The 22,109-nt window shown below is 63.8% G+C and carries 21 protein-coding genes; 9 read left to right on the top strand and 12 right to left on the bottom strand.

Features of this window, described 5'->3' with window-relative positions; genetic code table 11:
- Positions 1-22: 22 nt before the first annotated feature.
- From ACTJKX_RS12070 to ACTJKX_RS12040, 7 genes are all read right to left on the bottom strand, one after another.
- Positions 23-622 (bottom strand): short chain dehydrogenase, encoded by a 600-nt coding sequence (locus ACTJKX_RS12070; protein WP_440725407.1) that lies wholly within the window; start codon positions 620-622, stop codon positions 23-25.
- The gene (locus ACTJKX_RS12065; protein ID WP_394307926.1) at positions 619-981 is read right to left on the bottom strand and encodes a MerR family transcriptional regulator; all 363 of its coding nucleotides are present in this window, start codon (positions 979-981) and stop codon (positions 619-621) included. Before ACTJKX_RS12065 ends, ACTJKX_RS12070 begins: the two co-directional genes overlap by 4 nt.
- 102 nt (positions 982-1,083) lie before the next feature.
- On the bottom strand, positions 1,084-1,683 hold the full coding sequence (locus tag ACTJKX_RS12060; RefSeq protein ID WP_311941979.1) for a sarcosine oxidase subunit gamma: 600 nt from the start codon (positions 1,681-1,683) through the stop codon (positions 1,084-1,086).
- Positions 1,676-4,657, bottom strand: a complete 2,982-nt coding sequence (locus tag ACTJKX_RS12055) for a sarcosine oxidase subunit alpha family protein (protein WP_440725406.1) — start codon at positions 4,655-4,657, stop codon at positions 1,676-1,678. The genes ACTJKX_RS12060 and ACTJKX_RS12055 overlap by 8 nt, the downstream gene beginning before the upstream one ends.
- Positions 4,654-4,932, bottom strand: a complete 279-nt coding sequence (locus ACTJKX_RS12050; protein ID WP_311941983.1) for a sarcosine oxidase subunit delta — start codon at positions 4,930-4,932, stop codon at positions 4,654-4,656. The genes ACTJKX_RS12055 and ACTJKX_RS12050 overlap by 4 nt, the downstream gene beginning before the upstream one ends.
- An 11-nt stretch (positions 4,933-4,943) precedes the next feature.
- Positions 4,944-6,194, bottom strand: a complete 1,251-nt coding sequence (locus ACTJKX_RS12045; protein WP_311941985.1) for a sarcosine oxidase subunit beta family protein — start codon at positions 6,192-6,194, stop codon at positions 4,944-4,946.
- A 372-nt stretch (positions 6,195-6,566) separates the two neighbouring features.
- The gene (locus ACTJKX_RS12040; protein WP_440725405.1) at positions 6,567-10,481 is read right to left on the bottom strand and encodes a PAS domain-containing protein; all 3,915 of its coding nucleotides are present in this window, start codon (positions 10,479-10,481) and stop codon (positions 6,567-6,569) included.
- Between ACTJKX_RS12040 and ACTJKX_RS12035 the strand changes: the two genes are divergently transcribed.
- Positions 10,368-10,712 (top strand): hypothetical protein, encoded by a 345-nt coding sequence (locus tag ACTJKX_RS12035; protein ID WP_394309470.1) that lies wholly within the window; start codon positions 10,368-10,370, stop codon positions 10,710-10,712. The genes ACTJKX_RS12040 and ACTJKX_RS12035 overlap by 114 nt on opposite strands.
- 86 nt (positions 10,713-10,798) lie before the next feature.
- Here the strand turns inward: ACTJKX_RS12035 and ACTJKX_RS12030 are convergent, their stop codons facing one another.
- Together ACTJKX_RS12030 and ACTJKX_RS12025 are read right to left on the bottom strand one after the other, a co-directional pair.
- Positions 10,799-11,707: an aldo/keto reductase gene (locus ACTJKX_RS12030; protein ID WP_440725404.1), complete on the bottom strand. Its 909-nt coding sequence runs from the start codon at positions 11,705-11,707 to the stop codon at positions 10,799-10,801.
- A gap of 34 nt (positions 11,708-11,741) precedes the next feature.
- Positions 11,742-12,662, bottom strand: coding sequence for a LysR substrate-binding domain-containing protein (locus ACTJKX_RS12025; RefSeq protein WP_440725403.1), 921 nt, complete (start codon positions 12,660-12,662; stop codon positions 11,742-11,744).
- A gap of 111 nt (positions 12,663-12,773) precedes the next feature.
- Between ACTJKX_RS12025 and ACTJKX_RS12020 the strand changes: the two genes are divergently transcribed.
- Positions 12,774-13,523, top strand: a complete 750-nt coding sequence (locus ACTJKX_RS12020) for an SDR family oxidoreductase (RefSeq protein WP_440725402.1) — start codon at positions 12,774-12,776, stop codon at positions 13,521-13,523.
- Between the two features lie 15 nt (positions 13,524-13,538).
- Here ACTJKX_RS12020 and ACTJKX_RS12015 read toward each other — a convergent pair whose 3' ends face one another.
- The gene (locus tag ACTJKX_RS12015; protein WP_440725401.1) at positions 13,539-14,678 is read right to left on the bottom strand and encodes a Gfo/Idh/MocA family protein; all 1,140 of its coding nucleotides are present in this window, start codon (positions 14,676-14,678) and stop codon (positions 13,539-13,541) included.
- A 194-nt stretch (positions 14,679-14,872) separates the two neighbouring features.
- On the opposite strand from ACTJKX_RS12015, the gene ACTJKX_RS12010 reads away from it, so the two are divergent.
- The 5 genes from ACTJKX_RS12010 to ACTJKX_RS11990 are packed head-to-tail and all read left to right on the top strand — an operon-like array spanning position 14,873 to position 19,952.
- Complete coding sequence (locus ACTJKX_RS12010; RefSeq protein ID WP_440725400.1) at positions 14,873-16,210, top strand: ABC transporter substrate-binding protein; 1,338 nt, start codon at positions 14,873-14,875, stop codon at positions 16,208-16,210.
- A gap of 4 nt (positions 16,211-16,214) precedes the next feature.
- On the top strand, positions 16,215-17,138 hold the full coding sequence (locus ACTJKX_RS12005; protein ID WP_440725399.1) for a carbohydrate ABC transporter permease: 924 nt from the start codon (positions 16,215-16,217) through the stop codon (positions 17,136-17,138).
- Positions 17,135-17,968 carry a carbohydrate ABC transporter permease gene (locus ACTJKX_RS12000; RefSeq protein ID WP_440725398.1) on the top strand — a complete coding sequence of 278 codons (834 nt, stop codon included), beginning with the start codon at positions 17,135-17,137 and terminating at the stop codon, positions 17,966-17,968. Before ACTJKX_RS12005 ends, ACTJKX_RS12000 begins: the two co-directional genes overlap by 4 nt.
- Positions 17,969-17,972: 4 nt before the next feature.
- Entirely contained in the window at positions 17,973-18,797 is an 825-nt protein-coding gene (locus ACTJKX_RS11995) for a sugar phosphate isomerase/epimerase family protein (protein WP_440725397.1), read from the top strand.
- 42 nt (positions 18,798-18,839) lie between these two features.
- Positions 18,840-19,952 (top strand): ABC transporter ATP-binding protein, encoded by a 1,113-nt coding sequence (locus ACTJKX_RS11990; RefSeq protein ID WP_394307909.1) that lies wholly within the window; start codon positions 18,840-18,842, stop codon positions 19,950-19,952.
- 83 nt (positions 19,953-20,035) lie between these two features.
- On the opposite strand, the gene ACTJKX_RS11985 is transcribed toward ACTJKX_RS11990, so the two are convergent.
- Both ACTJKX_RS11985 and ACTJKX_RS11980 read right to left on the bottom strand, forming a co-directional pair.
- Positions 20,036-20,386: a hypothetical protein gene (locus ACTJKX_RS11985; protein ID WP_311942010.1), complete on the bottom strand. Its 351-nt coding sequence runs from the start codon at positions 20,384-20,386 to the stop codon at positions 20,036-20,038.
- A gap of 135 nt (positions 20,387-20,521) precedes the next feature.
- On the bottom strand, positions 20,522-20,758 hold the full coding sequence (locus tag ACTJKX_RS11980; RefSeq protein ID WP_440725396.1) for a hypothetical protein: 237 nt from the start codon (positions 20,756-20,758) through the stop codon (positions 20,522-20,524).
- Positions 20,759-20,794: 36 nt separating this feature from the next.
- On the opposite strand from ACTJKX_RS11980, the gene ACTJKX_RS11975 reads away from it, so the two are divergent.
- Positions 20,795-21,307, top strand: a complete 513-nt coding sequence (locus tag ACTJKX_RS11975) for a DUF1176 domain-containing protein (RefSeq protein WP_440725395.1) — start codon at positions 20,795-20,797, stop codon at positions 21,305-21,307.
- 84 nt (positions 21,308-21,391) lie between these two features.
- A complete protein-coding gene (locus ACTJKX_RS11970) occupies positions 21,392-22,048 on the top strand; it encodes a TetR/AcrR family transcriptional regulator (RefSeq protein ID WP_394307904.1) in 657 nt (218 codons plus the stop codon).
- Positions 22,049-22,109 lie beyond the last annotated feature (61 nt).

Here is a 22,109-nt window from a genome sequence, read left to right as displayed (position 1 = left end):
TCTGCCATGGTGCCGCAGATATCTATTCAACGATGATTACCTTGCCAGTCATGGCTCCTTCCACGCTTCTTGCATAGGCAAGCCCCACCCGTTTCGATGAAACAGGCTCATGACCGGGGAACCAACGGCCATATCGCGGCACGGATACGTCCAGAAGCCCCGGACTGACGGCATTGAGGCGCAATCCGCGCGGCATTTCGATTGCAGCGCCGAGGACGAAGCCTCCGACAGCGCCGTTGGCTGCGGCGCCCGCCACACCCATCCGTATGGGCTCGCGGTCGAGCACACCACTGGTCAGCGTGAAAGAGCCGCCCTCACTGACGATGGCCAGTCCAGCGAGCACCAGATTGACCTGGCCCATGACCTTGTGCCGCAGGCCGAGCATGAAGGTCTCCTCGGTATACTCACCAAGCCGAGCGACATGAACGTTCCCCGCCGTCGAGATAACCGCATCCACTGCGCCGCACTTGGCATACATGGCCTCGACCGATGCTCGATCAGCCATGTCGACCCGAACATCGCCGCTGGACCGGCCAGCCCTGATGATCTCGTGGCGAGATCCCAATTCCTTGCAGGCGGCCTTCCCGATATCGCCTTCGGCACCGACAACGATGATCCTCATCCTTTGCCTCCGGCGATCTCATCGTAACGCTTGAGCTTGTAGGCGAGGAGTTCCGCGCAATGGTCCAAAGCCGCTCGCCGTTCCTCCAACTGCATGACGTGGTCGAGGAGTATTTCCTTGCGTTCCGCGAGTTTTGCATCGCCCTCCCTATAGAGGCGCGCAAAGTTCCGCATCCGCTTCATGGGCATGCCCGTCTCGCGCAGCGATGACAACAGCACGAGCCATTCGACATTCTCCGCCGAGAAATGCCGATTGCCGCCGGGCCCCCGGATGATCCTTGGAAGCAGGTTCTGCTTCTCATAATAGCGGATGGTGTCGATGCTCAGCCCGCTTCTGGACGCCGCTTCCGAGATACGCATGGATTTGCCCACGATCCGACCTTTTGCCGGCAGGCTACCAATCTGGAGCGGCTCCAGGTCAAGCAGGATCTTCGGCGCGCAATCGGGAGCCGGCGGCTCCCGTTACGCCGCCAGGCCGAATTCGGCGGCGCTGTCGCTCAGCCAATGCCAGAAACTGCCGGCCATGCTGCGAAACAGGGCGATCTCGTAGGTCGGCGTTTCGTCGAGCTGCCACAGCGTCACGCCGATATGCGAGCACGCGGTCACGGCGGCATCGCCCGGTGCGAAGGCGCGCGGATGCAGGTCGATGTCCAGCCCCTTGGCGAACATATCGCGGACATGCGGGCCAGAAACCCGCAGCACGGCATAGCCGGAGGTCTGGTCGGTCACCGACGCGAGTGTGCCGACCGCCTCGATCAGGTCCGAGACGAGCAAATTGGGCCCACCTGCCTCGCGGGTGACCAGCCAGGCCGACGGCCCGGTGCCCAGCGCCGCGAGCGAGCCGGCCACGACCCGCTTGGGCCCGTTTGGCAGCCTGAGGCCATAGGCGGCCTGCATGCGGGCCGCCAGCGCTCCTTCCTGGCCCTTACGGGCGGCCAGGGTGACGATTTCCAGGCCCGAGCGATCCTGCACGGTGACGCCTGCACCCGTTCCCACCGGTTTGAGCAGGCCGGCAAAGGCGCTACGGGACTCCAAACGCCCCGCGCTCATTGCGTCAAACATGGAGACGGCTCCCTTCAGGATCAAAGAAGATGGGCGAGATGACTTCGACCTCGATATCGCCGTTGCGTACCGGATCATAGGCCCGGATCACTTCGCCATGACGAGACGGACCGTTGGCGAGCAGGCCAAGGCCGATCCAGCTTTCGAGCATCGGCGAATAGACCACCGAGGTTGCGAAACCCTCGTCATTGGCGGCGACGGCCGCAGCCCCCTTCTTGAGGAAATGCGAACCGGCCCGCAAGCGATCGGCCGGATTGACCGGCTTGACGCCGACGAGGCCGGGCCTGTCGGCCGCCACCAGCGCAGGACGCTGGGCCAGGACGCGGCCGATATAGTCCTTCTTGGTCGACATCATCTTGCCGAGGCCAAGATCGCGGGCCGTGGTCTGGCCGTTGAGCTCATTGCCGGCGACATGGCCTTTCTCGACGCGCATGACGCCGAGAGCCTCGGTGCCATAGGCGCAGCCGCCCATCTCCTCGGCCAGCGCCATCAGTGCCTTGAGGAGGTCAAGGCCGTAATGGGCGGGTACCGCGATCTCATAGGCAAGCTCGCCCGAGAAGGAGAGGCGGTAGAGCCGCGAGCCGACATTGCCGAGCTGCAGCGTGGCACATCCCATATAGGGGAAGGCTTCGTTCGACAGATCGGCGCTCGAGCCATAGAGCTTCTGCAGCAATTCGCGCGCCTTCGGCCCGGCCACAGCATATTGCGACCACTGCTCGGTGATCGAAGAGAGCGAGACGTCGAGTTCGGGCCAGAGTGTCTGGCGGCAGAATTCGAGATGCTGCATCACCTTCACGGCATTGGCCGTGGTGGTGGAGATCACATAGTGATCGGGTGCAAAGCGGGCCGCCGTGCCGTCGTCCATAACGAAGCCGTCTTCGCGCAGCATCAGGCCGTAGCGGCATTTGCCGACAGCGACCGTCGAGAAGGTATTGATATAGACGCGGTCGAGGAACGCGCCGGCATCAGCCCCCTTGATGTCGATCTTGCCCAGCGTCGAGACATCGCACACGCCGACGATCGAACGAGTGGTCTTGACCTCCCGGCAGACGCTTTCCAGCCAGTCCTTCTCGCCGGGGCGCGAAAACCATTGCGGGCGCAGCCATTGGCCGGCTTCGACCATGGTGGCGCCGTTGGCCATCGCCCATTCATGGCCCGCCGTGAGGCGCGTCGCCTTGAAATGCTTGTCGCGATGCGGCCCTGCCAAGGCGCCGATCGCCACCGGGAAATGCGGCGGCCGCGAAACCGTGGTGCCGACCGCCGTCATCGAACGACCGAGCAGGCCCGCCATCATGGCATGGCCCGGTATGTTCGAGGTCTTGCCCTGGTCTGTGGCCATGCCCAGCGTGGTGTAGCGCTTGAGATGCTCGACCGAGCGGAAGCCTTCGCGATGGGCGATCTCGATGTCCTTGGCCGTGACGTCGTTCTGCTGGTCGACGAAGGCCTTGCTCTTCGTCTCGGCGACATGCCAGAGCGGCTTGAGGCCGACAGGCTCGTCGTCGCAGGCGGGGATAGGAGCCTGCCCGGCGGAAAAACCGCAATCGCCGGCTGCGACCCTGCCGGCTTGCGCACCAGCCCGCAGGCAGGCGCCGAGGGAAAAGTCGCCATTGGCGGCGCCGACCACCGTCATGCCCTCGGGCAGATCGCCCGGCACGAAGGCCGCCAACTCGTCGGACCAGCGCGGCCGGGCGCCCTTATGCGTGGTGAGGGCGACCTGCGGGTTCCAGCCGCCGGAAACTGCCAGGAAATCGGCGGAAATCGTCTCGCGCTTGCGCCCGGCGATCACCTCGACCGACTTGATACCCTGGGCTCCGCCCTTGGCATCTGTCACGCTCGCCCCGAGCAAGGTGCGCGTTCCCGCCTTGCCGGCCCAGCCCGACACGGCGGCATCGACCTGCGAGCGCGGATCGACAATAGCGGCCACGGTCACGCCGGCAGCCACGAGATCGGCCGCCGTGCGCCAGCCATCGTCACTGGTGGTGAACACCACGGCCTGGCGGCCCGGCGCCACGCCGTAGCGGTTGAGATAGCTGCGCGCCGCCGAGGCGAGCATCACGCCCGGCCGGTCATTGCCGCCGAAGACGATGGGGCGTTCGATGGCGCCCATGGCGTTGATGCAGCGCTTGGCCATGATGTGCCACAGGCGCTGGCGCGGCTGGTGGGCGGGCGGCACCGGGAGATGATCCGACACCCGCTCCAGGGCGCCATAGGTACCGGTGTCATAGACACCGAAGACCTGCGTCCGGCGCATGATGCGCACCTCGGGCATGGCAGCGAGTTCTGCCTCGATATCGGTGGCGAAGGCAGCAGCCGGCTTGCCACCGACCTCATGCCGCTCGGCCAGCAACCGCCCGCCCAGCCGGAAATCGTCGTCGCACAGGATCACGCGGGCACCGGCCCGGCCGGCTTCCAAGGCTGCCATCAGGCCAGCAGGACCCGCGCCGATCACCAGCACGTCGCAAAAGGCGGCGGCCTTCTCGTAATGATCCGGGTCCGGCAATTGGCTGGCGCTGCCGAGGCCCGCCGCGCGGCGGATCATCGGCTCGTAGAGCTTCTCCCACAGGGCAGCCGGCCACATGAAGGTCTTGTAGTAGAAGCCGCCGACGAAGATCGGGCTGGCGAGCTGGTTCACCGACAGCAGGTCGAATTTCAGCGAAGGCCAGCGGTTCTGGCTCGCCGCCTCCAGGCCATCATAGAGCTCGATGGTGGTGGCCTTGGTGTTGGGCTCGCGCCGGGCGCCGCTGCGCAGTTCCACCAGCGCGTTCGGCTCCTCAGGGCCAGCCGTGAAGATGCCGCGCGGGCGATGATATTTGAACGAACGCCCGACCAGGCGGACACCGTTGGCAAGCAGGGCAGAAGCCAGCGTGTCACCGCTCAGGCCCTCATAGCTGTTGCCATCGAAACGAAACCGCACGGTGCTGTTGCGATCGACCAGGCCGGCGGAAGGCAGACGAAAGGAAACGGCCTCGCTCATGATGCGGCTCCCAAAGCTTGAGGCATCACCAGTTCCGCCTTCTCGATTACGTGGGTCTTGGTGTTGCGCCGGACTTTGAGCCAGGAACGGCAGCCCGAGCCGTGATACCAGAACTCCTCATGCGCGCCCTCGGGGTTGTCGCGCAAATAGGCATATTCATAGAAGTTCTTGCCGGCGTCGGGCGCCGAGGCATCCGGCCGCGTGAGCCCGGCATCGCCGAGATAGGTGAATTCGTGCACGCCGCGCGCACCGCAATAGGGACAGGCAATCCGCATCGAACCGTGCCTCAGTGAAGATTGGGTTGGGCGCCCTGGCCCTTTTCGTCGATCACCGCTCCGGTCTCGAAGCGATTGAGCCGATAGGCGGCAGCCACCTCGTGCGGCTGATCCTTGGCGATGAGATGGGCAAAGCACCAGCCCGAGGCCGGCGTGGCCTTGAAGCCGCCATAGCACCAGCCGCAATTGAGATAGAGGCCGTCGATGCCGCTCTTGTCGATGATGGGCGAGCCATCCATCGACATGTCCATGATGCCGCCCCAGCTGCGCAGCAACCGGAGGCGGCCGATCATCGGCATCACCGCCATGCCGCCTTCGCAGACATCCTCGACCACCGGCATGTTGCCGCGCTGGGCATAGGAATTATAGCCGTCGATGTCGCCGCCGAAGACCAGGCCGCCCTTGTCGGACTGGCTGACATAGAAATGACCGGCGCCGAAGGTGATCACGCCCGGGATCAACGGCTTGAGCCCCTCGGTGACGAAGGCCTGCAGCACATGGCTCTCGATCGGCAGGCGCAATCCCGCCATGGTGCCGACCTTGGAGGTATTGCCCGCCACCGCCATGCCGATCTTCTTGGCCCTTATGGTGCCGCGGGTGGTCTCGACGCCGACGATGGCCCCGCCTTCGCGGACGAAACCCGTCACCTCGCAATTCTGGACGATGTCGACGCCGCGGTCGCTGGCGGCGCGGGCATAGCCCCAGGCCACCGCGTCATGGCGCGCCGTGCCGCCGCGCCGCTGCAGGAGGCCGCCCTGGATCGGGAAGCGGGCATTGTCGAAATTCAGGAAGGGCGCCATCGCCTTGACGCCGTCGCGATCCAGCAATTCGGCATCGACGCCGTTCAGGCGCATGGCGTTGCCGCGACGGGCGAAGGCATCACGCTGGGCATCGGAATGATAGAGGTTCAGCACGCCGCGCTGGCTCATCATGGCATTGTAGTTGAGGTCCTGCTCCAGGCCCTCCCACAGCTTCATGGCGTGCTCATAGAAGGGAATATTGCCCTGCAGCATGTAGTTCGAGCGCACGATCGTGGTGTTGCGACCGACATTGCCGCCACCGATCCAGCCCTTCTCGATCACCGCGACATTGGTGATGCCGTGATTCTTGGCGAGATAGTAGGCCGTCGCCAGGCCATGGCCGCCGCCGCCGATGATGATCACGTCGTAGTTGAGCCGCGGCTCGGCGTCACGCCAGGTCGGCGTCCAGCCACGGTGGCCATTCAGGGCATTCTTGAGAAGGGAGAACAGGGAGTAATGCATCGATCTTCTTGCCGGGGAAGAGTGCGGAAAACTTCGGTCGTCCGGTCGCTTCGTCGCCTAGCGAGAGGTGGATTCGAGAGCATGCTGCTCAGGCGCCCACTTCCAAGACCAGGCCACACCGGCACGATCAGCGCTTGTCGTCGAGAATCATGGATCCCTCTGCCCTTTGCGAATACGGGCTGTATTGTTATTACGCATAGCAGCCTGTTACCCACAGTGAAAGATTATTCCTGCGCGTGCAAGATTTTTTGCTACTTTAATGCCAGGAAAAAAGTTTCACCACGAATGCCGGTCGCCGACAAGCAACCGGTTCGTCAGGCCGCCGCTGCTGCGGGCATGGGCGTTTCGGACCGCCTGCCACGGCATGCAGGCTCAAAAGAGGGTGTCCAGCGGCTGCGGGCGGGCAAGAACGAAACCCTGGGCACGATCGACACCGATGGCACGCAATAGGGTCAATGTCTCCTCATCCTCCACCTGCTCGGCCACCGTAATGGTTCCCAACCGGTGGCCGACCATGTTGATCGATTCGACGATGGTGCGGTCGACGTCGCTCCGTGCCATCTGCCGGATGAAGTCGCCATCGATCTTGAGACCATCGACGGAGAACTGCCTGAGATAGGTGAACGAGGACAGCCCCTTGCCGAAATCATCGAGCATCACGCCGCAGCCGGCAGCGCGCGCCTTGGAAAGGAACTGCTGCGCGGCCGTCAGATTGTTGATCACCGCCGTCTCGGCAATCTCGAAATAGATGCGCCGGGGCGACAAGCCCGATTGAGCGAATTCCTCCTGCAGCAGCGGCCAGAGGAAGGGATCGTTTAGTGAATTGGCAGAGAGATTGATGGCGAGGGAGATATCGCCGGCGTCGAGCAAGCGGGGACCATAGCGGCGGAACGTGGCATGAATGACCCAGCGGTCGATACTGCCCATCAGGTCGTAATGTTCGGAGGCCGGGATGAAGGCAGCCGGCTCGACGATGTTGCCGGCATCATCGAGCATGCGCAGCAGGATCTCGAAATGCCGCTGCCTGCCTTCCCGCCCGGAAAGATCGAAGATCTGCTGGACATAGAGGCGGAAGCGGTTGGCTTCGATCGCGTGGCGAATGCCGTCTGCCACCCGCATCTCGCTGTGGTTGCGATGGGTCTTGCTCTCCCCATCGCCATAGACGGCAAGCTGGTTGCGGCCCGAGGTCTTGGCGGTATAGCAGGCTATATCGGCCTGGCTCATCAACTCGTCCTGCCTTGGCGCCTCCGCATCGATCCGGGTCAGCCCCACGCTGGCGCCGATCTGATAGGTCCGGCCATCCCAGGCAAAGCGCAACTGAGCCAAACCGCGCAGAAACCGTTGCGCAATCGCCTCTCCCTCCACGACAGAGCAGTCACGCAGCAGAAGAGCGAACTCGTCACCACCCAGGCGGGCGGGTACGTCTTCCGTCCGGCAGACGCGGCGCATCAGATTGGCGACTTCGCGCAACAGCGCATCGCCGGCGGCATGCCCGGCGCTGTCATTGACGATCTTGAAGCGATCGAGGTCGACGAAGCACAGCACGTGCCGATGCTGACCCTTGCGCGCCTGCTCGAGTGACAGGCGGATCTCGCGCTCGAAGGCGGAACGGTTGGGAAGTCCGGTCAGGCTGTCGTGATTGGCCGAGTGTTCCAGAGCCTGCTGCAGGATGCGGGCCTTGGTTACGTCCTGGAAGACCAACACGGCGCCGATGATTTCACCCGAGGCCGTGCGCACGGGCGCAGCGGAATCGCGCACGCTGCGCCGCTCGCCGTCCCGCCGCAGCAACACGGCACCGTCACTGAGATAATAGGGGCGCATCCGCGCCAGGCAGGTTTCCACCGGGTCGGCAAGGGGTTCACCGGTGGCTTCATCGACGATGCGAAACACTTCGGACAGGCGCCTGCCAACCGCATCCGGACCGGGCCATCCCGTCATTTCTTCCGCACCGGGATTCATGAACGTGATCCGGGCATGAGCATCGGTCGAGATCACGGCTTCGCCGATCGAATGCAGGGTGATACGCAGCCTCTCCTTTTCCTCGAACAGCGCCTCCACCAGTTCCTTGTGCTCGGTCACATCCCAATCCATGCCGACCGTGCGGATCGGGCTGCCGGCCTCGTCGCGGATCACCCGGGCCAGCGAATGGATGTGGCGGATCTTGCCGGAATGCCGGTCCCGCAGGCGGAACTCCATGTCGAACAGCGTGCCTTCACGCATTGCCCTGTCATATTCGCGCGTGATTGCGGCCACGTCATCGGGGTGAATGCGATCGAGCCAGGCCTGCCGGCTGCCGTCATAGCTGTCGGGCGGCATGTCATAGAGCCGGTGCAGGCGATCGTCCCAAGTATAGCGCTGGGAGGCGAAATCATATTCGAAGACGCCGACGCCAGCTGCCTCGATCGCCAGTTGCAGTCGCTGGTTGAGGGCCAGGATGGCGCTTTCGGCCTCCTTGCGCGCAGTGATGTCGGTATGGGTGCCGATAATGCGCAAGGCACGCCCATCCGCCGCCCTCTCGATCACCTTGCCGCGATCATAGATCCAGCGCCAATTGCCATCCTTGGCCAGCAGGCGGTTCTCTATGGCGAAATCCGGTGTCTCGCCGCGCAGATGGGCTTCAATGATGGCCCGGCACCGCGGCAGGTCCTCCGGATGTACACGGTCGGACCACTCGCTGGCGCTGGTCCCGACTTCGTCCTGGTCGTAGCCCAGCATCGCTTTCCACTGATGCGAATAGAACACCTCCCCCGTCTCGAGATTCTGATCCCAGACCCCATCTCCCGAGCCGTATAGCGCGAATTGCCAACGCATTTCGCTATGTCGAAGAGCCTCCTCCGCGACCTTGGCATCGGTGATATCGCGGGAGATGCCGATCAGCCCGGTGATCTCGCCGCGCTCGTCGCGCCGCGGCGCCTTGGTGGAGGAATAGGTGCGCAACACGCCGCCGAGCATGGCTGTTTCCTCCATCGTGGAGGGCTCGCCGCTCTGCATCACATGGCGGTCGTTCTCGATCAGGCGGCGCGCCATCTCGGCCGGAAAGATGTCTGTATCGGAGCGGCCGAGGATCTCGCCGCTCGACCGGCCCATCAATCTCTCGACCGCGGGGTTGACCAGAGCGTAGCGGCCGTCACGATCCTTTGCATAGATCAGATCGGGCGTGCCGTTCATCACGGCCTGCAGCAGGACCAGCGTGTCGTGCAGCCTCTGGTTGCGCTCCACATCATCGGTGACATCCCAACAGACACCGGTTCCATGTGTCAAGGCACCATCATCGCCGCGGATCAGCCTGACCGTGGAACGGATATGGCGCACCCGGTTGGTCCTTGCACACCGGACGCGATAGTCGAGCTGATAGTGCGAACCCGACTGCAGCGCGCTCTGGCGAATGCGGTCGACCCTCGCGGCATCCTCGGGCGAGAGCAGGCCGAAGAACTCTTCCAGCGTGTTGCCGAACGTCTCGGGCGTCACGCCGTGAAGCGCGTAGGTTCGCGCATCCCAATGCCGGAGGCCCGAGGGGTAATCGACGTGGAAGATGCCGATTCCGCCGGCTTGAACGGCGACCTCCAACCGCTCCGAAACAGCGGTAAGACGTTCCTCCATTTCCTTTTGGTAGGTGATGTCGGCAATGGTCCCGATCATACGCTTGACCGTGCCATCCGGTGCGTACTCGACCGCCCTTCCGCGGCTGACCACCCAGATCCAGCGACCGTCATTGTGCCTCAATCGATAGGTCGCGTCGAAGTCCCGATTGCCATCGCGCCCGACACGTCCTGCCGCCTCCGCCATGCGGGCACGATCGTCCGGATGCATCTTGCTCAGCCAGTTGCCGATCGAATGCACGCGCTCTTCGTCCGGCAGGTCGAGCATGGTGCGCCAGTGCGACGACACCCACACCATTTCATTGGGCACGTCGAAGTCCCACACGACTTGCCTTGAGCCTTCCAGGGCCTGGCGCCAGCGCCACTCCGCCTCGGCGAGGCCGGCCTCGTCCGGCTTCTGGTCCCTGACGGCCACGATCTGCACAATCGCGGCAAAGGGAGAGGCTTCGTCCAGCGCGCCAAGCCGGGAGAGACTGGTTAAGCCGGTGAAGACTGTGCCGTCATGCCGGCGATAGCGGCGCTCCACGCCGTCCTCGTTCCGGCCATCCCAAGAGAAACCGGTGCGATCGTCCGTATGAGCGAAGTCGGCAAAAGTCATGCCGACATAGCCGGCGGCCTGGTAACCGGTGAGGCGACAAAAGGCAGGATTGGCATAACAAAACCGGCCGTCATGGCCGATCAACGCCATGGCGACGCCGGCTTGCTCGACGACATGGCGAAGCAGTGCCACGTCACCCGGAAGTACGACCGCATCAAGGCGACCGAAGCCAAGCCCGGCGTCTATCTTCATCTGGCGGATCTCACCTGCGCGAGCGAAATCATCAGCATTCAAAGTGTGAGAATGGTACTGAGAAGCGGCGCCATTGCCAAATGGCACTGCGAGAATTTGTGCCCTTTTTCAGCAGTGTTTTGTGTATGACGCAGCGCGCCCGGCAGAAACATTCGGGAAGCACCGGGCTGCCGGTCATTCTTCTTCCGAGGTCGTCGAGCAGGGGCGAGGCGCCGTTAGGGCAGGCGCTCTCCGCGCGAAGCCACGAGCACCGCATACCACTCCTGTCGGCTCCAGCGCGGCAGATAGGCCTGCGGGATCTCCCGGACGCGGTCGAGGTTCTGGGTACCGACGATCGGAATGGTTCGTGCCGGATGCACCATCAGCCAGCTCAAGGCCACCGCCGTGCGGGATACACCCGCCTGCTCCGCCTTGGCATCGAACAAGCCAACTACCGCCCGCGCCCGTTCATCCTGCGGCAGGGCAAGCCGCCCGCCCGCCAAGGGCGACCAGGCCAGCACCGCCATGTCGTTCATGATCGCCTGGTCCAGAATTCCATCCTGGAGCGGATCGAGCTTGAGGGCCGAGAATTCGGGCTGGTGGCTGACGATGGGCAGGCTGAGGCAGGCCGCCAGGCCCTGCGTCTGGGCAGCCGTATAGTTCGACACGCCGATGGCGGCGATCTTGCCGGCCCGATGCGCCTCCTCGAGGGCCCTGGCGATTTCACCGGGATGGGTGAGGATATCAGGGCGATGGATCTGCCACAGATCGATGCGATCGACCTGCATTCGCTTCAGCGACGCATCGATGGCCGAGGCGAGATAAGCGGCGGAGGAATTATAGGGCGTGCCGAAGACGATACCGCCCTTGGTCGCCAGCACCATGCGCCGGCGCAATCCGGGGCTGGCCTCGAGCACGCGGCCGAGTTGGCTTTCGGCAACGCCGAAGCCGCCGAGGTCGGACGGGCCGTAGATGTCGGCGGTATCGAACAGCGTGACGCCGGCCTCGAGCGCGGTCTCCACCAGCTTCTGGGCCGAAGCAAGATCCTCACCGCCGAAGCGCCACATGCCCCAGGCGACCGAACTGACCGACATGCCACTGCGGCCGAGGGGACGGATCGGTTCGGGTGCCGGCAGGTCGCTCATCTCGGGATCTCGCAGTCACGACGCGTCACTTCTATCAAGCGGAGGTCGTATTGGACATCCCCTCCTCCCAATAAGGCGGATCGCCGAAACTGCGTTTCAGATGCTCAGCCAGCGTCCGCAGCTTGACGGAAGGCCGCCGTCCTTCGGGATGGGCAAGGAAGATGAATTCCGGCTCGGGCCGGACACCGATGTCGATGACTTTCAGCCTTCCGGCGCGAATCTCGGGTCCGACGATGAATGTGGGCAGCAGCCCGATGCCGAGGCCGGCAAGCGCAGCGTCACGAATCACATCGCCATTGTTGACACGCAAGGCGACCTTGGCCCGCACGATTTCGACGCCATCAGGCCCGAGGAAACGCCAATCGGCAGCCCCGCGGTTCGAATAGAACAGCCCTTTGTGACGATCGAGCTCACTGATGGAACGCGGCATCCCCTCGCGATCCAGATATTCCGCCGACGCCACCAGCAGACGCTGGCTCGGCGCGAGACGCCAGACCATCAGCCGCGTATCCGCGATGGTACCGTGCCGGATGACACCGTCATAAGCACCGGAGGAGACGTCGACGCGGCGATCGTCAAGATCGAGGATGAGCTCGACCTGGGGATGCGCCGCCAGGAACGGAAACAAGGCGGGGCCGAGATGAAGGCGCCCGAAGGTGATCGGCGCACCAATCCGTATCGGGCCGGCCAGGGTGCCGCGCCGCTCGGCCAGATCCGCAGCCGCCTCTTCCACCTCGCGGAGGATCCGCCTGGCGCGTTCCAGAAAAGCGGCTCCATCTTCCGTCACCGACAATCGCCGTGTGGTACGATGAAGCAATATCGTACCGACACTCCGCTCCAGGTCACCCAGCCGCTCGCTCACAACCGATTTCGACAGGCGCAGGCTGCGTGCTGCCTCGCTGATCGATCCGGCCTCGGCGACCGCAACGAAACTTGCGATCCCGTCCAGTTTCATTGTTCGGAAATCCCGGAAGATAGAACCAATATCGGCAGTATACTCCGAACATGACGATTGCGCCATATTCGCCCCATCCAAAGCGTCTCCCATGAACGAGGAACGGCAATCATGAACAGACTTTCGGGCAAGCGTGCACTCATCACCGGCGGCACCACCGGCATAGGCCTGGAAACCGCCCGCCAATTCCTGGCGGAAGGCGCCCGCATCGCGGTGACCGGCACCAATCCCCAAACGCTGGAGGCCGCCCGCAAGGAACTGGGCGAAAATGTCCTGGTCATCCAGTCGGATGCAGCCGACGTCGCCGGCCAGAAAAGGCTCGCCGAGACCATCGCCGAGGCCTTTGGCGGTCTCGACATCCTCTTCGTCAATGCCGGCATCGCCCAGCTCAAGCCGTTGGCGGACTGGAGCGAGGCCGCCTTCGACAAGGTCTTCGACATCAATGTGAAGGGCCCTTATTTCCTGATCCAGGCGCTGCTGCCGATCCTGGCCAATCCGGCTTCGATCGTGCTCAACACCTCGGTCAACGCCCATATCGGCATGCCGAATTCCAGCGTCTACGCCGCGTCGAAAGCTGCGCTGCAGTCGCTGATCCGCACCCTGTCGGGCGAGTTGATCGGGCGCGGCATTCGCCTGAACGCCGTCAGCCCCGGCCCGATCGCCACGCCGCTCTATGGCAAGCTCGGCTTTGCCGAGCAGGATCTGAAGAACGTCGCCGACAGCATCAAGGGCCTGGTTCCCGCCGGTCGCTTCGGCGAGGCCAGCGAAATCGCCAAGGCCGTGGTGTTCCTGGCCTCCGACGAAGCGGCTTATACGGTCGGCAGCGAACTCATGATCGATGGCGGCATGGGTACGCTCTGAGCACTGGCAGCGATCCTATTCTTCCCGCCCGAGGCTCGCCGCCTCGTCTTCCGACAGGGCCGGGGGCTGGACGCCCCCGGCTTCGATGGACACCGGCCTTCCGGAGCGCGCCGCCTCCAGGATGCCCTCCATGATCTCGAGCACATGCAGCGCAAGGTCGCCGGAAGCCCGAGGCCGCCGCCCTTCCTTGAGGCTGCGAGCGAGATCGGCCACTCCGAGCATGCGATAATTCGCTCGGTCGGGCGCGGCGTAGGGCCAGTTCAGGCCGCCATAGGTCATGGCGGCCGTATTGATGTCCTGCCAGGGCTCGCCCTTGCGGCTGAGGGCAAGAGTGCCGCCGAACGTGTCGGGGTCGGGCAGGCTGAGCGAGCCCTCGCTGCCATGCAGTTCGATCGGCTGGTTGGAATGGCGGAAGACATCCCAACTCATGCCGACATTGACGATGGCGCCGCCGGCGAACTCGACCAGGGCCATCAGGGTGGTGGGCGTACCGACGGCGAAGCTCGTGCCCTGGTTCGGCCCGGGCGCCGTGATCAGCCGCTCCGCCTGCCCGGTCGTGGCCATCGCCGCAACCTGGCGGGCCGGTCCCAGCAGATTGACCAGCATGGTCAGGTAGTAAGGGCCCATGTCGAGGACCGGGCCACCGCCGGGCTGGTAGTAGAATTGCGGATTGGGGTGCCAATGCTCCATGCCGCGGGTCATCATGAAGGCGGTGCCCGTGGTCGGGTGGCCGATCGCCCCTTCCGCCATCAAACGGCGAGCCGTTCGTCCTGCCGCACCGAGAAAGGTATCGGGCGCAGAACCGATCGCCAGATTGCGCCGGCGAGCCTCTTCGACCAGCCTCCGACCCTCCGCAGCCGTAACGGCAAGCGGCTTTTCGGTGAAGACATGCTTGCCCGCGGCAAGGGCCGCCATCGACACTTCGAAATGGACGGCCGGAATCGTCAGGTTGAGAACGAGGTCGACTTCGTCGTCCGCAAGAAGTTCTTCCACGCCGAGAGAGCGAATGCCGTATTCCTCGGCTCTGATCTTAGCGGATTCCGCTGAGATATCGGCGCAAGCCTTCAATTCGACGCCTGGGAAAAGCGCGGCGTTGCGCAGATAGGTCATCGAGATATTGCCGCATCCGATCACACCGATGCCGAGTTTACCCATGCGTCTCCTCCGCCATCCATTCCAGCTTGGTTGCTCATTTTTGCATTAATTTAGAAAGTAAACACGAGAAACTTTGTGTTTGAATGAAATTTTTTGAACGGAAATGACAATTTGTCCTTGACAGTACGCGGGCCCAGGCCAAGCATGCCCTCAAAATCAGGGTGGTCATTCACCTAACAAAGGGAGGACTTGTGATGTCGGACGTTCAGTCACGCTCGACCCCGGCTGCCGGGGCTTCGCAATCCGGATCGGTGGCGCCGAGCCGGCGCACCTTCCTGCAGGGAGCGGGCCTCGCCGCGGGTGCCCTGGCACTCGGCCTGCCCAAGCGGGCCCGTGCCGCCGACCGCACGGAAATCACCTTCGCCAGCGCCAAATTCTTCGGCAAGCAGACCATGGCGCAGGTGGTGGACGCCTATAACCAGTCGCAGGGCAAGATCCACGTTACCTATGTCGAGCTGCCACCGCCCAGTTCCTCCACCGAAGTGCACACGGCGCTGGTGCAGCAGCTCGCGCGCCGCACCGGCACGCCCGACGTCTTTACCCAGGACGTGGTCTGGATCGCCGAGTTTGCAGGCGCCGGCTGGGCCTTGCCGCTCGACGAATATTTCAACGCCTCGGTGCAGAGCCAGTTCTTCCCTGGCCTGGTGGCGGCCTGTACCTACAACAACAAGCTCACCGCTTTGCCCTGGTATGTCGATTCAGGCATGCTGTTCTATCGCAAGGATCTCCTGGAAGGGATCGGCGCCAAGCCGCCGGAGACCTGGGACCAACTCGCTGCGGCCGCGCAGGAGATTCAGAAGTCGGGCAAGGCCGATTTCGGCTATCTCTGGCAGGGCAAGCAGGCCGAAGTGCTGGTCTGCGATCTCGTGGAAGCCATTGCCTCCAATGGAGGCTCGATCCTCGCCCCCGACGGCAAGTCGTCGGCACTCAGCGACGACAAGGCGGTGGCAGCCGTCCAATTCCTCTACGACACCATCAACAAGACGAAGATCAGCCCCTCCGACGTGCTGAGCTGGGACGAGGAACCCTCGCGCCAGCCCTTCACGGCCGGCCGCGCACCTTTCCTGCGCAACTGGTCCTATGTCTATGCCATCGCGCAGGACAAGGCCGCGTCCTCGGTGGTCGACAAGGTCGGCGTGGTGCCCCTGCCCCATTTCGCCGGCGGCAAGAGCGCAGCCTGCCTCGGCGGCTATCAATATGGCGTCAATGCCAACACCAAGAACCGGGAAGCGGCCATCGAATTCCTGACCTGGATGTCCTCGCCCGCCACCCAGCTCCAGTTCGCCCTGCAGCTCGGCATTGCGCCCACCCGCCCCGAGGTGTTCGAGGATGCCCAGCTCGGCAAGGAACAGCCCTTCATGAAGCAGCTCAAATCGGTGTTCACCGGCGCGACCCCGCGTCCGGTCACCCCGAAATATGCGCAGGTCACCCTCGCCATCCAGTCCGGCGTGTCGAAGGCGCTGGTCAGCGGCAATATCAAGGCCGAGTTGGAGGCCGCCAGCACCAAGATCAATTCGATCGTCGCGGGATGACGCAATGAGCGTTGAAGCCTCCGCGGCCAGTCCTCCCCTCGGGGCTGGCCTGCGGTCCCTGGACCTGGCGCCCTGGCTGCTGATCCTGCCGCTGCTGATCTCGCTCGGCTCGGTCTCGGTCTATCCCATCGTCAACGGGGTCTGGCTGTCGCTGACCAATACCTCCCTGGTCACCCAGGAAGATGCCTTCGTCGGCCTGGCCAATTATCGCGCGCTGCTGGGCGACGACGCCTTCTGGAACGCCTGGCGGCATACGGTGTTGTTCACGGCGGCGTCGACGGCGCTCGAAACCGTGCTCGGCCTCGCCATGGCCCTCCTGCTCTACGAACCCTTCGTCGGCCGCTCGCTGGTGCGCGCCGCCATGCTGGTGCCCTGGGCCATGCCCACCGTGGTCACCTCCAAGATGTTCGGCTGGCTGTTCGATGGGCAGCACGGGCTGATCAACTACCTCCTCAAATCCGTCGGGCTGATCGACGGCAACATCAACTGGTACGGCTCGGTCGACCATGCCCTCGACACCATCATCATCGCCGACGTCTGGAAGACCACGCCTTTCATGGCCTTGCTGCTGCTGGCGGGACTGCAGACGGTGCCGCGCTCGTTGACCGAGGCCGCCAAGATGGACGGCGCCTCGGCCTGGCGTATCTTCTGGCATGTGCGTCTGCCCCTGCTGCTGCCGACCTTGCTGATCGCCGGCATGTTCCGCGCCCTCGATGCCTTCCGCATCTTCGACCTGGTCTATGTCCTCACCGGCGGCGGCCCGGCCGACTCCACCGAGACCCTGTCGACCCTGAGCTACAAGGTGCTCTTCTCCACCCTGCAGTTCGGCTATGGCTCGGCGCTCTCCACTGCGATGTTCATCACCGAGACGCTGATCGCCATCGGCTTCGGCATCTTCATCGTGGCGCAGCTCAGGAGGCAGGGATGACGGCCCGCGAGATCCTGCGCCTCGCCATCGTCTACACCGGCGCAGCCCTGCTTCTCGTCTGGTCGGCCGGCCCGTTCCTGTGGCAGTTCTCCACCTCACTGCAGCTCGACAAGGCGCTGACCGATCCGGTGCCGAGCTTCTGGCCCTCGCCAGCGACGCTGGAACATTATGCCAATGTCTTCTTCGTCAAGAAATTCCAGCTCTATGTGTTGAATTCGGTGATCGTTGCCGGGCTCACCACCTTGTTCTGCCTCGCCATCGGGGCACTGGCCGCCTTCTCGCTGTCTCGCCTGGAGATCAAGGGGCGCTTCGGCATACTCGGGGTGGTGCTGTCGGTCTCGATGTTTCCGCAGATCGCCATCGTCGGCCCGCTCTACCTCACCGCCTCCAATTACGGCTTCCTCGACACCTATAGCGGCCTCGTCATCGTCTATCTGGCGCTCGGGCTGCCGCTGGTGACCTGGGTGCTGTTCGGTTATTTCGACACGCTGCCGCGCGAGATCGACGAAGCCGCACGCATGGACGGCGTCGGGGTCATCGGCCTGTTCGTCCGCATCATCCTGCCGATGTCCCTGCCGGGCCTCGTCACCACCGGCCTGCTCGCCTTTATCGCGGCCTGGAACGAATTCATGTTCGCCCTCGCCTTCACCTCGACCATCGAGCACCAGACAATCCCGGTCGGTATCGCGAATTTCACCAACCTCTATTACGTGCCCTGGGGCGACGTGGCCGCCGCCTCGGTGGTGGTGACGGTGCCGCTGATCGCCCTGGTGCTGTTCTTCCAGCGCCACATCATCGAGGGCCTGACTCAAGGCGCCGTCAAGGAATGACATCATGAATGAAACCGCCAAGCTGAGGGCCGGCTGCCAGACCTTCACCTGGGAAATGCTCGGCAAGGCCTGGACCGGCAATGCCGACGACCTCATCGCCGCCATCGCGGCGGCAGGCTATGCCGGCATCGAGATCACCGACACCATGATCCCGCCCTATGCCGACCGCCCGCAGGACTTCGCCAGGGCATTGGCAGACCATGGCCTGACGCTGGTCGCCTTTGCCTGCGGCAGTTCCTCGGGCTTCACCGAAGCCGATGCCGTCGAGGCCGATCTCGCCATGGTTGACCGCACCTTGCGCTTCACCGCGCATTTTCCCGGCGCCATCCTGTCGTTGGGCAGTGCCACAATCATGAGCCCCGGCCCCCTCGATGACAAATTCGCTGTCGCAGGGCGTTTCTATAATGGTGCCGGCGAACTCGGCCGTATCGTCGGCGTCGATGTCGCCGTGCATCCGAGCTCGCATCACGACACGCTCCTGAGCTCACGGGCCGACTATGACCGCATCATGGCCCTTTTGGACCCGACCCTGGTCGGCTGGGTGCCCGACACCGGCCATATCCTGCGCGGGGGCCAGGATATCCTCGACACGCTGCGCACCTACCAGGATCGCATCCGCTATCTGCATCTGAAGGATGTCGATGCCGAGGGCCATTGGCGCATGCTGGGACAGGGCGTCTGCGACCTCAGGAGCGTGGTCGACATCGTGGCCGCCGGGCCGAACTTCAACGGTTGGCTGGTGCTCGAGGAAGAATCCGACGTCGCGGCTGCCGATCCCGCCGCCGCCGTCAGGGCCAATCGCGAAACACTGCGCCTCGCCGGCATCTGAACTGCGCACCGGCAGCACGAACCCGTAAAGGAGAACGCCGAGATGGCCACCGTCAATCTCAAGGGATTGCGCAAATCCTATGGCGCCGTCGAGGTCATCAAGGGCGTCGACCTCGAGGTCGAGGACCGCGAATTCGTGGTCTTCGTCGGCCCCTCCGGCTGCGGCAAGTCGACCCTGCTGCGCATGATCGCGGGGCTGGAAAAGATCACCGGCGGCGACCTGCTCATCGACGGCCGCCTGTCCAACGACATCGCGCCGGCCAAGCGCGGTCTCGCCATGGTGTTCCAGAGCTATGCGCTCTATCCGCACATGACCATTGCCGACAATATGGGCTTTGCGCTGCGCATCGAGGGTGTGCCGAAGGCCGAACGCGCGGCCAAGGTGCAGGCGGCCGCCGAAACCCTCCAGCTCGGGCCTCTGCTCCAGCGTCGTCCCAAGGAACTTTCCGGCGGCCAGCGCCAGCGTGTCGCCATCGGCCGCGCGATCGTGCGCAATCCCAAGGTCTTCCTGTTCGATGAGCCGCTCTCCAATCTCGACGCCGCCCTGCGCGTGCAGATGCGCATCGAGCTGATGCGCCTGCACGAACAGCTCCAGGCGACGATGATCTACGTCACCCACGACCAGGTCGAGGCCATGACGATGGCGGACAAGATCGTGGTGCTCAATGGCGGCCGGATCGAGCAGATCGGAGCACCGCTCGAGCTCTACAACCATCCTCGCAACCTGTTCGTGGCCGGCTTCATCGGCTCGCCGCGCATGAACACGCTGCCGGCCCGGATCGTCGAAATCGACGCGAGGGGCTTGAGCCTATCCCTGCCGGGAGGCAAACGCGTCACTCTGCCCGTCTCGGCCGGCGGCCTGAAAGTCGGTTCCGATGTCACTTTCGGCATTCGGCCCGAACACATCACGCTCCTGAACGGAGCCGACGACGCAGGCGATGCCATCGCCGGCACGACCAGCATCGTCGAGCATCTGGGCGGGCTGACCGTGTTTCATACGGCCATCGCGGATGGGCAGACATTGGTGGTGCAGACCGACGGCAAGAACCCTGTAAGAGCCCATAGCAAGGTCAATTTGCGGATCGATCGCGACTCAGCCCACGTCTTCGGGCCGGACGGCACGGCCCTGCCGCACCTGGCCGCAAATGCCGCCTGAAAGACCCGGACCGCAAAGGCGCAAAAAGCCACGGCGGACAGTACAAAACGTCCGCTTCCTCTCCCTGCGTCCTGTCCTATCGCTCAGCCATGCAGAGCGTGGCTGCCACGCAATTCGGTAAGCGGCGCCCCTGTCATGGCGGGGCGTGGGTGCTGCACCATATGGAAGGCCATGCGCCCGGCGCCGATCAATTCGTAGTAGCGCAGCATCGCATCCGCCGCCCGAGGCGCATGCCCCTCGAGATTGGCCCGGTGCTGTCCATCCTTGGGCACCACCTTGAAATCACCATTGGCCGCCATCAGCCGGCGGGCACAAAGGCCTTCGATTATCGGACGGGTCTCTTCCGTCCATACATACCAGCCATAGTCATCGGCCTGCGTGCGCAGGAATTCCAGTTCCTCGACCGAGAAGACGGCGGCACGGCTTTCTTTCATGGCTCCACCCTATCGTTTCTGGCCCCGCTCGATTGAACGCGACGAGGCACATATGGTTCCGTCAAGGCAGTGCAAAAACTATAGCGCGCATTCGCGTCATAACCTAGGTATAGAAATCGATTCATCTTTTAAATTTTATTCATTTACCTGGATTTCATCGCGTAAAAATTGAGCAAACAAGTCATAATTCGGGCAGAGTTGCATAAATCCGTCATATGGGCATTTTCCGGGCCGGCAGGCGCGCATGAAATTCTGCCGTCTTGAGTCGTCGCCTTGCAACGGAAAAACCCGTACATCACCGCCGGGTCCGCGCTCAAAAAGGCCAACAAAGACCGGACCTTGCCGTTCCCGGACGCCGATCTTGACCGGCATGATCACGAGAGTGCCAACACATCCGGAAAAGCTCTCATGCGCCGCCTTTCAATCGCCTTCGTCACGACCGTCTTGCTCGCCGGTTCGGCCACGGCCGAGACCTTCAAGGACTGGCAGGTAAGCTGCGACGCAAACCACCAGTGCCAGGCCACCGGCCTGGCCGCAGGCGACCCGGATGCGAAAGGCTATGTCAGCATCCGCCGCCACGTCTCGGCACCAATGGAGGTTCGCTTCGCGGTGACCGATCCGACCGGTGCCCTTGCCGGCCGGCCTCATGTCCTTCTGGCGGATGGCAAGCCCGTCGGGGCCCTCGCAGACCCGATCACCTTCTCGGCTCCCGAAGAAGAAGGGGGGCTGGCCGAGGCTACTCTCGTCCTCGATGCAAGGTCATCTCTGCCCCAGACCCTGCGGCAACACCATTCCCTGCAATTGCAGGCAGCGGACGGCAGCCTCGCGGTGAATGTCTCGCTGGCCGGCGCCGTTGCCGCCTGGCTCTACATGGACGATCGGCTGGTGCGGACCTCCCCTCCCGCCAAGCCTGCAATATGAACGGTGGATCGCAGGAGGGGGAGCCTTGCGCCTGCCTCTACGCACGTATACTCCTGCGGCCCCGAAATCATTGCAGGCGCGGGCATGGCCAGGAAGAAAGCACTCCATCCCTCCCAATCGAGCCCCGCGCCCAAGGCCAAGCGCCCACGCAATGCCGCGGCAACGCGCGAGGCCATTCTGCAATCGGCCCTGATCGCCTTTTCGCGCGCGGGTTATGACGGCGTCGGCCTGCGCGAAATCGCGGGAGAAGCCGGCGTCACCGCCATCCTGGTCAATCGCTATTTCGGTTCGAAGGAAGAAATGTTCGCCGAGGCGGCCAAGATCGCCTGCGCCGATGCCAGCTTGTTCGAAGGCGACGCCGCCTCCCTTGCCGACCGGGTGGCGCAGGCGATGGTGGCCAGCTCTCCCGGCGAGAGCACCGGCGTCGATCCCTTCCGGCTGATGCTGCACTCGGCCTCCAACCCCAGGGCCGCCGAAATCCTGCGCGAAACCGTCGCGGCGCAACTCGAACGCCCGCTTGCCGCCGGCCTGCCCGGCAAGGACCAGCCGGAACGCGCCGCCCTGTTCCTCGCCCTGATCGCCGGCGTCGCCCTGATGCGCGACGTGATCGCCAATTCCTCCCTCGCCGAGGCCGATCCATCGGCGCTGGCCAAGCGGCTGGCTCAGATGCTCAAGCCCCTGGTCGACGACAAGCCGGGCAAGAAGACCGACAAGCCCCAGCAGCTCAGCCTGGGATTTTGAGGCGAGCTCTAACACGACAGTTGCGTTTGTATTAGGAAGTGCAGGATGTGCGGAGTGTCGG

The sequence above is a fragment of the Labrys sp. 22185 genome (genome assembly GCF_052045555.1).
Lineage (GTDB): Bacteria > Pseudomonadota > Alphaproteobacteria > Rhizobiales > Labraceae > Labrys > Labrys neptuniae.
Note: the sequence above shows the minus strand (reverse complement) of the source record. Positions and strands in the feature narration are given on the sequence as shown.